The 7,801-nt window shown below is 49.0% G+C and carries 7 protein-coding genes; 5 read left to right on the top strand and 2 right to left on the bottom strand.

Annotation, left to right across the window (positions count from 1 at the left end):
* Nucleotides 1-1,656 carry an aspartate--tRNA ligase gene (gene aspS / locus JCM15548_RS19485; protein WP_227626052.1) on the bottom strand — a complete coding sequence of 552 codons (1,656 nt, stop codon included), beginning with the start codon at nucleotides 1,654-1,656 and terminating at the stop codon, nucleotides 1-3.
* Between the two features lie 258 nt (nucleotides 1,657-1,914).
* Here aspS and JCM15548_RS19480 point away from each other — a divergent pair, with 258 nt between their 5' ends.
* From JCM15548_RS19480 to JCM15548_RS19470, 3 genes are all read left to right on the top strand, one after another.
* On the top strand, nucleotides 1,915-2,361 hold the full coding sequence (locus JCM15548_RS19480) for a nucleoside deaminase (protein WP_062128768.1): 447 nt from the start codon (nucleotides 1,915-1,917) through the stop codon (nucleotides 2,359-2,361).
* An 83-nt stretch (nucleotides 2,362-2,444) separates the two neighbouring features.
* Nucleotides 2,445-3,038 (top strand): NAD(P)H-binding protein, encoded by a 594-nt coding sequence (locus tag JCM15548_RS19475; RefSeq protein ID WP_083985268.1) that lies wholly within the window; start codon nucleotides 2,445-2,447, stop codon nucleotides 3,036-3,038.
* Between the two features lie 89 nt (nucleotides 3,039-3,127).
* The gene (locus tag JCM15548_RS19470; protein WP_062128766.1) at nucleotides 3,128-3,343 is read left to right on the top strand and encodes a DUF5808 domain-containing protein; all 216 of its coding nucleotides are present in this window, start codon (nucleotides 3,128-3,130) and stop codon (nucleotides 3,341-3,343) included.
* On the opposite strand, the gene pelA is transcribed toward JCM15548_RS19470, so the two are convergent.
* Complete coding sequence (gene pelA, locus JCM15548_RS19465) at nucleotides 3,340-4,443, bottom strand: pectate lyase (protein ID WP_062128764.1); 1,104 nt, start codon at nucleotides 4,441-4,443, stop codon at nucleotides 3,340-3,342. The genes JCM15548_RS19470 and pelA overlap by 4 nt on opposite strands.
* Nucleotides 4,444-4,683: 240 nt before the next feature.
* On the opposite strand from pelA, the gene JCM15548_RS19455 reads away from it, so the two are divergent.
* Together JCM15548_RS19455 and JCM15548_RS19450 are read left to right on the top strand one after the other, a co-directional pair.
* Nucleotides 4,684-5,283 (top strand): MarC family protein, encoded by a 600-nt coding sequence (locus JCM15548_RS19455; RefSeq protein WP_062128759.1) that lies wholly within the window; start codon nucleotides 4,684-4,686, stop codon nucleotides 5,281-5,283.
* A gap of 80 nt (nucleotides 5,284-5,363) precedes the next feature.
* Nucleotides 5,364-7,514 (top strand): HRDC domain-containing protein, encoded by a 2,151-nt coding sequence (locus JCM15548_RS19450; protein WP_062128757.1) that lies wholly within the window; start codon nucleotides 5,364-5,366, stop codon nucleotides 7,512-7,514.
* Nucleotides 7,515-7,801 lie beyond the last annotated feature (287 nt).

Genomic DNA, 7,801 nt, shown 5'->3' with positions numbered 1-7,801 from the left:
CTATTCCTTGATATTCAATTTTAGATTCAGTTCATCCAATTGATTCAAATGAATGGGCGATGGCGAATCGATCATCACATCGCGGGCCGCATTGTTTTTAGGAAAGGCAATCACATCCCGAATGGAATCCAGTCCAGCCATTAAGGAGGCCCAGCGGTCGAACCCAAAAGCGATACCACCATGCGGCGGTGCGCCATATTTAAAGGCATTCATCAAAAAGCCAAACTGCTCTTGCGCCTCTTCATCGGTAAAGCCCAGCACTTCAAACATCCTTTTCTGAAGCCCGTCGTTGTGAATACGGATGGAACCGCCACCCAACTCAACCCCGTTGATCACCAGGTCATAGGCATCGGCCCTGACCTTTGCCGGATCACTGTTCAGCAGCTCCAGGTCGTCCTTAACCGGCGAAGTGAAAGGATGGTGCATCGCGTAAAAGCGCTGACTCTCTTCCTCCCATTCCAGCAGCGGAAAATCCACCACCCAAAGCGGAGCAAAAACGTTTTTGTCGCGCAGCCCCATGCGATTACCCATCTCCAGACGCAGTTCACTCAGAGCATTCAAGGTCTTCTTTTTATTACCGGCCAAAATCAATAACAAATCGCCCGGTTTGGCCCCCATCGAATCAGCCCAGACCTTCAGTTGTTCCGCATCAAAAAACTTGTCCACCGACGATTTAAACGATCCGTCCTCATTGTACTTCACATAGACCAATCCCTGTGCCCCCACCTGCGGACGGCGCACAAAATCCGTCAATTTATCCAAATCCTTTCGGCTGTAGTCAGCCATACCCTCGGCACAAATACCGCCAATATACTCAGCCTCATCAAACACTTTAAAACCCTTGCCCTGCACCAGCTCGGTCAGCACCTTGAAAGTCATGCCAAAGCGAATATCCGGCTTATCCGAACCATAGAGCTCCATGGCATCCGCATAGCTCAGTCGGGGAAAGGCCTCCGTCATCTCCACCTGCCTAATCACCTTAAACAAATGCTTGGTCAATCCTTCAAAAGTGGCCAGCACATCATCCCGGTCCACAAAGGCCATTTCACAGTCAATCTGTGTAAACTCCGGCTGACGGTCGGCCCGCAAATCCTCATCCCTGAAACATTTTACAATCTGGAAGTAACGGTCGTACCCCGCCACCATCAACAGCTGCTTAAACACCTGGGGCGACTGAGGCAGGGCATAAAACTGTCCCGCATGCACCCTTGAAGGCACCACAAAATCGCGTGCCCCTTCGGGCGTTGATTTGATGAGTACAGGTGTTTCCACATCCAGAAAGCCCCGATCGTTCATGTAATTCCGAATCTCAATCCCCATGCGGTGGCGCAGTTCCAGATTGCGACGAACCGGATTGCGACGCAAGTCGAGATAGCGGTACTTCATGCGCAGTTCCTCACCACCATCCGTTTCATCTTCGATGGTAAAGGGCGGCAAAGCCGATTTATTGAGGATGGTCAATTGCGACAAGATGATTTCAATTTCACCGGTCGGAATTTTCATATTCTTGCTGCTGCGCTCCTTAACGGTGCCCACCACCTGAATTACAAATTCACGTCCCAGTTCACGGGTCTGCCGGCTCAGCTCCTGTTGCTCATCGGTATTGATGGCCAACTGAGTGATGCCATACCGGTCGCGTAAATCAATGAAAGTCATTCCACCAAATCGCGCACCCGCTGCACCCAGCCACTTAAAGTCACTTGCTTATCAACATCTGATAGCCTTAATTCGCCACAGGTATGAGTTCTATACATGGTTTTTTATTTTTGCTTAAAACTATTTTTTTACTTTTAAAAAAGGTTTTGATATATTTTTTCGGACATGGGTGATTTAAAATATCTTTGCGAAAATAGCAAGAAAAAATAGGATACACATAATAATAGATTGTTAGATTTGAGGATAAAAGGTAAGAGAATGGATAAGATTGATTTTTCGGATAAGTATTTCATGCAACAGGCTTACAAAGAAGCACGTGAGGCCTTCAATAAGGATGAAGTCCCCGTAGGTGCGCTGATTGTAAGCAAGGGACAAATCATTGCGCGTGCCCACAACCTGACGGAAACCCTCAACGACGTAACGGCCCACGCAGAAATGCTGGCCATTACCTCAGCGGCAGAAAATCTGGGCGGAAAATACCTTCCCAACTGCACCCTGTATGTCACCCTGGAACCCTGTACCATGTGTGCCGGTGCCCTCAACTGGGCGCAGATTGGACGCATTGTGATTGGGGCGCCCGACGAACGTCGTGGCTTCACCCGTCACCAGCCATCTCCATTGCATCCCAAGACCGAAGTCACCACCGGCATCATGGCAGAGGAGTGCGCCGAACTGGTCAAGAACTTTTTCAAGAATAAGCGCTAAAGAATGGACCTGAAGGTTTCCGCCAAACAGTTGATATTGGCAAAAGCCCTTAGTAACTTTATACCTTTCTAAAAGAAAGCGCAATGACCAACACCATTCATAAAAAAGCCCTTATTGCCGGATCAACTGGCTTGGTAGGCAATGAAATACTTCAGCAACTATTAAGCGATCCGCAATACACAGAAATTCATGTGCCGGGACGCCGCGCACCTGAGGTATCCGACCCCCGCGTCATTTTTCATCCCACCGATTTTATGCAACTCGATGATCTTCCCCCAAAAGGCATTAATGAAGTTTATTGTGCCTTGGGTACCACCATCAAAAAAGCCGGATCCAAAGAACAATTCCGACAGGTAGATTTCGATGCGGTGGTTAATTTGGCCAGATGGGCAGCTGCAGCAGACGTGGACCATTTTGTGGTGGTCAGCTCCATTGGTGCCCATCCCAAATCGGGCACTTTTTATTTACGTACCAAGGGACAAATGGAACAGGTGCTAAAAACCTGTCGCCTCAACAATCTCACCATAGTGCGCCCGGCCTTGCTGCTCGGACAAAGACAGGAGTTCCGGCTGGGCGAAACCATCTCCACCTGGTTCATGAAGCCGCTTCAGTTTTTACTGGCTGGTCCCCTCAAAAAATACCGCCCCATTGAAGCCGCACAAGTGGCCAAAGCATGATTCATTTGGCCAAAAACAAGCTGGGAGACACCTTTGTTGTTGAAAACGAAAGACTCCTGGAAATATAAGAACCTTAAGAATCCGGAATAATGAAAACCCGTCAAGACAAACAAATGCTCGATGCTATGAGAAAAAACCCCGACAACTGGAAAGGCATTTTCTATTACAACCGTCAGGATCCCAGATTGGTGGTACCGAAGCTTTACCCCTATTTCGGATACACCTTGAATTTCGCCAGTGGCTACGTATATGTTTTTCTGGCCTTGCTCATCCTCATTGTCCTGGCCTCAGAATTTCTGTTTTAAAGCGGTTCATTAAGTCCCACTTTTTTTCGCCACTCCGGGTATTTCTTCAGAACCGCCGAGGGTTTATCGGTGTACCAACCATATCCGGTTCGACGCTCACGGCCTATTTCCGCCATCGACCACTTTTTGATGCCATCGCGGTCGCAGAAAAAGGGCACCACCTTTTCCAAATCATAAAACCGGCCCCATAATGGCGTAGCATCCGGGTCCTTAACAACCATGCGGTCCGGATCGCCCCCCTCATCCTCAAACCACTGAATGCGTAGACCTTCAATTTTATAGGTCTCAAACCATTCAACGGCTCCTTTTACCGCCGCTACCACCTCATCCGTAGGATTTTCGATAGACATCAGCAGCAAAACCACGCCTGTAGATTCGCCTCCACTAAATGAAGGCAACTCGTAAGACCGGGCTTTGACAGGTTCCAAAGTTTCTGCGTCGTGCTGGGCACACCAAACCGTTGGTTTGCCCTCCACAATAATCTGCGTGTTTAAAATACAGGTCACTCCTTTGTCAATAGCTGCACGAGCGCGGTCTTTCAACTCTGCACTCAAAGTTAGGGCTTTAAAATCCTTGTGGCCCTCGTACACTTCCTTTAAAAGAACCATCACATTGACCATGGCATTGTCGTTATAAGTAATGGCCGCTGAATAATGCCCCTCACCCCTCTTGGGATAAAACTGCGGCCAGCCACCATTGTCATATTGCGCTTCCAACAAATAATCCAATCCTTTTACAAAACCTTCCTTAATGACCTCTCCACCTTGCTGATCATACACCTTGGCCAAAAAACGCATCTCCATGGTAGTGGCGCCGTTATCGATCGTAGCACCCGCTTCATGTCTGGCAGCTATCACCAGAGCCTTATCCTTTTCGCTCATGGGATGATGATAAGGCTCATTCTTGGCCCATCCGCCTATCTCTTTTTGGCACAACAATACATTTTCAGCCACTGCCAACGCCGCATCCGACCCATACCATTTTTCAGGCATTTTGGTAGAAACCTCTTTCCAATTCTTGTCCAAATAATCTTTATCCTGTCCGGCAACACCGGTGAATAGCACAGTCAGCCATCCCAAAATCACTAAGAAAATTTTCATATGTATATATTTTTAAATTCTAAATCCAAACCAATTATCTGAAGCTATCAAAGATGGCTCCCATTCAAAGATAGCAGAAAAGAAGATAAACAAATGGGGACTAATTGACCTAAAAGGGCGTTAAATTGGTGGGATAGACCTCTTCGTCCAATCAGCAAACTGACCAGACAGTTGTCACCTTTTTTGCGGTGGGGAATTATTACCTTGCGGCCTAAATAGTCATTCAAAGAAACATCCGCCATGAACGAAGTCCTCGGTTCCATATTATCAGCAGCAGTCATGCTCTTCTTTTTAATTGACCCGCTGGGAAACATTCCGGCCATGCTGGCCATCATGAAGGACATTGAGCCCAGGCGACAAAGAATCATCATTGCCCGGGAACTCCTCATCGCCCTGGGCATCCTCATCATTTTCCTTTATGCCGGAAAGCCGGTGCTCAACTTCCTTCAACTGGGCGAAGAAGCCGTCACCATCTCCGGCGGAATCATCCTGCTCATCATTGGCATCCGACTCATATTTCCGCAAGACTCGGGCGTTATGGGCGAGCAGCCCGATGGAGAGCCCTTCCTGGTGCCCATAGCCATACCCATGATAGCCGGTCCATCCGTCATGGCCATGCTCATACTGATGACCCAAAGCCAGCCCGGCCGCACCCTCCACTGGCTCATTGCCCTGCTCATTGCCTGGGTACTCTCCGCCATCATCTTACTGGCCGCCCCCTTCCTGTTGCGCCTGCTTAAAAAACGTGGTCTGGCCGCCATGGAACGCCTCATGGGCATGATTCTTTTAATGATGGCGGTGCAGATGCTCATCAATGGTTTTAAGGAACTTTTTGCTTGAAGGAGCTCAAGCCATTTTAATTTTTATCAAAATTGTGGTACTTTTAGGAATTGAAAGACTTTTAACGATTTGATTATTAAATGCCTGAAATTACCACGACTCAAGCAACTGAGACCTCCCGCCTGACCCTGGCCCGCCTTTTCATCGAAAACACGGGAAAGAACCTCTTTCTGACAGGGAAGGCCGGCACCGGAAAGACCACCTTTTTGCACAACCTGCAAAAAGACTGCCCCAAACGCATGGCCATCGTGGCCCCCACCGGGGTGGCGGCCATTAATGCGGGCGGGGTCACCATTCACTCCTTTTTTCAACTACCCTTTGGTCCCCAAATACCCAATCACTACCTGCCTCAAAGCGAGCAAAAGCCGGAAACCTCCTTTCGCTTTAGCCGCGAAAAGCTCAACATCTTGCGCAGTATCGATCTGTTGGTGATTGATGAAATCAGTATGGTACGGGCCGATATGCTCGATGCCATTGACGGTGTATTGCGCCGATTCCGCTACCGCAGCAAACCCTTTGGCGGTGTTCAGGTGCTAATGATTGGCGACTTACAGCAGCTGGCACCGGTGGTAAAGGACAGCGACTGGCAAATGTTGCAAGCCCATTACAATGGCCCCTTCTTCTTTCAAAGCAAGGTGCTGGAGAGTTTTCCGGTGGAGACCATTGAGCTCAACCATATTTTTCGTCAGAAGGACGAAAAATTCATCGGCGTGCTGAACCAGATACGGGAAAACAGGTTGACCGCCGAGGGACTGGCCATCCTCCAGAGTCGCTACATCCCCAACTTTACCGCACCCAAAGGCTACATCACGCTGACCTCTCACAACCGGCAGTCGCAGCAAATCAACCAACATCACCTCGACACCCTGAATGCCAGGCCCCTTACCTTTGAGGCGAGCATCGAAGGGGACTTTCCCGAGTCGAGCTACCCCAACGACGAGAAGCTGGTGCTCAAAAAAGGCGCGCAGGTCATGTTTATCAAAAACGATGGCTCCCGCGAAAAGCTTTTTTACAACGGCAAAATAGGCACCATCGAAAGCATCAGTCCCCTCAAAGTCAGCGTGCGCTGCACCAACCCCGACCTGACCATTGAAGTAGAACGCGTGGAATGGCAGAACTATAAATACCAGCTTAACGAGACCACCAACGAAATTCAGGAAGAAATCATCGGCAAGTTCACCCAACTGCCGCTGAAACCGGCATGGGCCATTACCATACACAAAAGTCAGGGCCTCACCTTTGAACACGCCATCATCGATGCCAATGCGGCCTTTGCGCACGGACAGGTCTATGTGGCCCTGAGTCGCTGCCGTTCGTTAGAGGGACTGGTACTCTCCTCACCCATCGACCAACGAAGTATCGTTTCGAGCCAGCAAGTCAACAGCTTTATTCAGCAGGCCGCCTCCAATGCCCCGACACCGGAGCGCATTCAGCAATTTCAGCGCGAATATGAAAAGGAACTGGTGCTGGAACTCTTCGATTTCAACATCCTCAACCGCCAACTGAGTCGCCTCCACCGCGAAATTATGCAGCACCGGCAAGTGGTGTTTGGTGCCTTCCCCGACCAGCTCAACGAGGTTCTGTTGCAATTCCGGGAAAAGGTGCTTCTGGTAGCAGACAAATTCAGACAGCAATTGCTGCAATTGTTGGCGTCAGGACTACCGGCGGCCGACCATGAAGCTTTGCAGGAACGCATCAAAAAAGCGACGCCCTACTTTGTCAAAGAAGTCAAGGTGCTGATGCAGCCCTTCGCCGGAAGCGTGGACCTGGAAACCGACAACAAGGAGCTGCGTAAAACCATCGACGGACAGCTCGACCGCATCTTAAAGAGCTTCACCACCCACCACGATACGCTGGATACGTGCCAACAAGGCTTCAACATCAGCACTTACCTGGCTGCCAAATCGGTCAGCAACATCGAAAAGACGGTCAAAAAAGCACCGCCCGCCAAAAAGCAAGCGGGAACAGGTACAGGTGCTGCAACGGCCTCGGCCCATCCCGAGCTCTACCAACGTCTCAAGCAGTGGCGCGACCTTCAGGCAGACGAGCACAACTGGCCCCATTATTTGATTCTTCAGACCAAAACCATGGTGGAATTGACCAATCAGTTGCCCACTTCCAAAAAAGAGCTGCAAAAAATCAGTGGGCTGGGAAAAAAGAAAATTGAGCAATTCGGCAAAGAGCTACTGGAAATAATTGACACCTACCGCATTGATAAAAGTATGGAATAACCACCCCTTTAAAAAAGGGGGCTTTCATTCCGCCTTTGAAAAATAACGTTAATAAAATAGGGCATTTCGGCGTGAAAAATCTGCGCTGTTTGAGCGAAGCGAGTTTCGCAGATTTTAGACGAATTGACTGATTTTTAGTAATTTTTCAACAGCGGCGGCCCTTTTTGCTGACTTTTTGGGGCTGTAGCCAAAAAGCCAGAGCCGTGCGGCTTGAGCACTTAAAAAGAAATATAGACCACTAAAAGAAAGATGCTTTTTTTAAAAAAACATATAAACATATAATTTTA

This window comes from Geofilum rubicundum JCM 15548 (assembly GCF_000974365.1).
Classification (GTDB): domain Bacteria; phylum Bacteroidota; class Bacteroidia; order Bacteroidales; family Marinilabiliaceae; genus Geofilum; species Geofilum rubicundum.
The sequence above is the reverse complement of the archived record's forward strand: the minus strand, read 5'-3'. Positions and strand labels throughout refer to the sequence as shown.

Excerpts from the sequence above, each read along its gene's own strand:
- aspS (WP_227626052.1), bottom strand. The coding sequence starts at position 1,656 with ATGACTTTCATTGATTTACGCGACCGGTATGGCATCACTCAGTTGGCC.
- JCM15548_RS19455 (WP_062128759.1), top strand. The coding sequence starts at position 4,684 with ATGAACGAAGTCCTCGGTTCCATATTATCAGCAGCAGTCATGCTCTTC.
- JCM15548_RS19475 (WP_083985268.1), top strand. The coding sequence starts at position 2,445 with ATGACCAACACCATTCATAAAAAAGCCCTTATTGCCGGATCAACTGGC.
- JCM15548_RS19450 (WP_062128757.1), top strand. The coding sequence starts at position 5,364 with ATGCCTGAAATTACCACGACTCAAGCAACTGAGACCTCCCGCCTGACC.
- pelA (WP_062128764.1), bottom strand. The coding sequence starts at position 4,443 with ATGAAAATTTTCTTAGTGATTTTGGGATGGCTGACTGTGCTATTCACC.
- JCM15548_RS19470 (WP_062128766.1), top strand. The coding sequence starts at position 3,128 with ATGAAAACCCGTCAAGACAAACAAATGCTCGATGCTATGAGAAAAAAC.
- JCM15548_RS19480 (WP_062128768.1), top strand. The coding sequence starts at position 1,915 with ATGGATAAGATTGATTTTTCGGATAAGTATTTCATGCAACAGGCTTAC.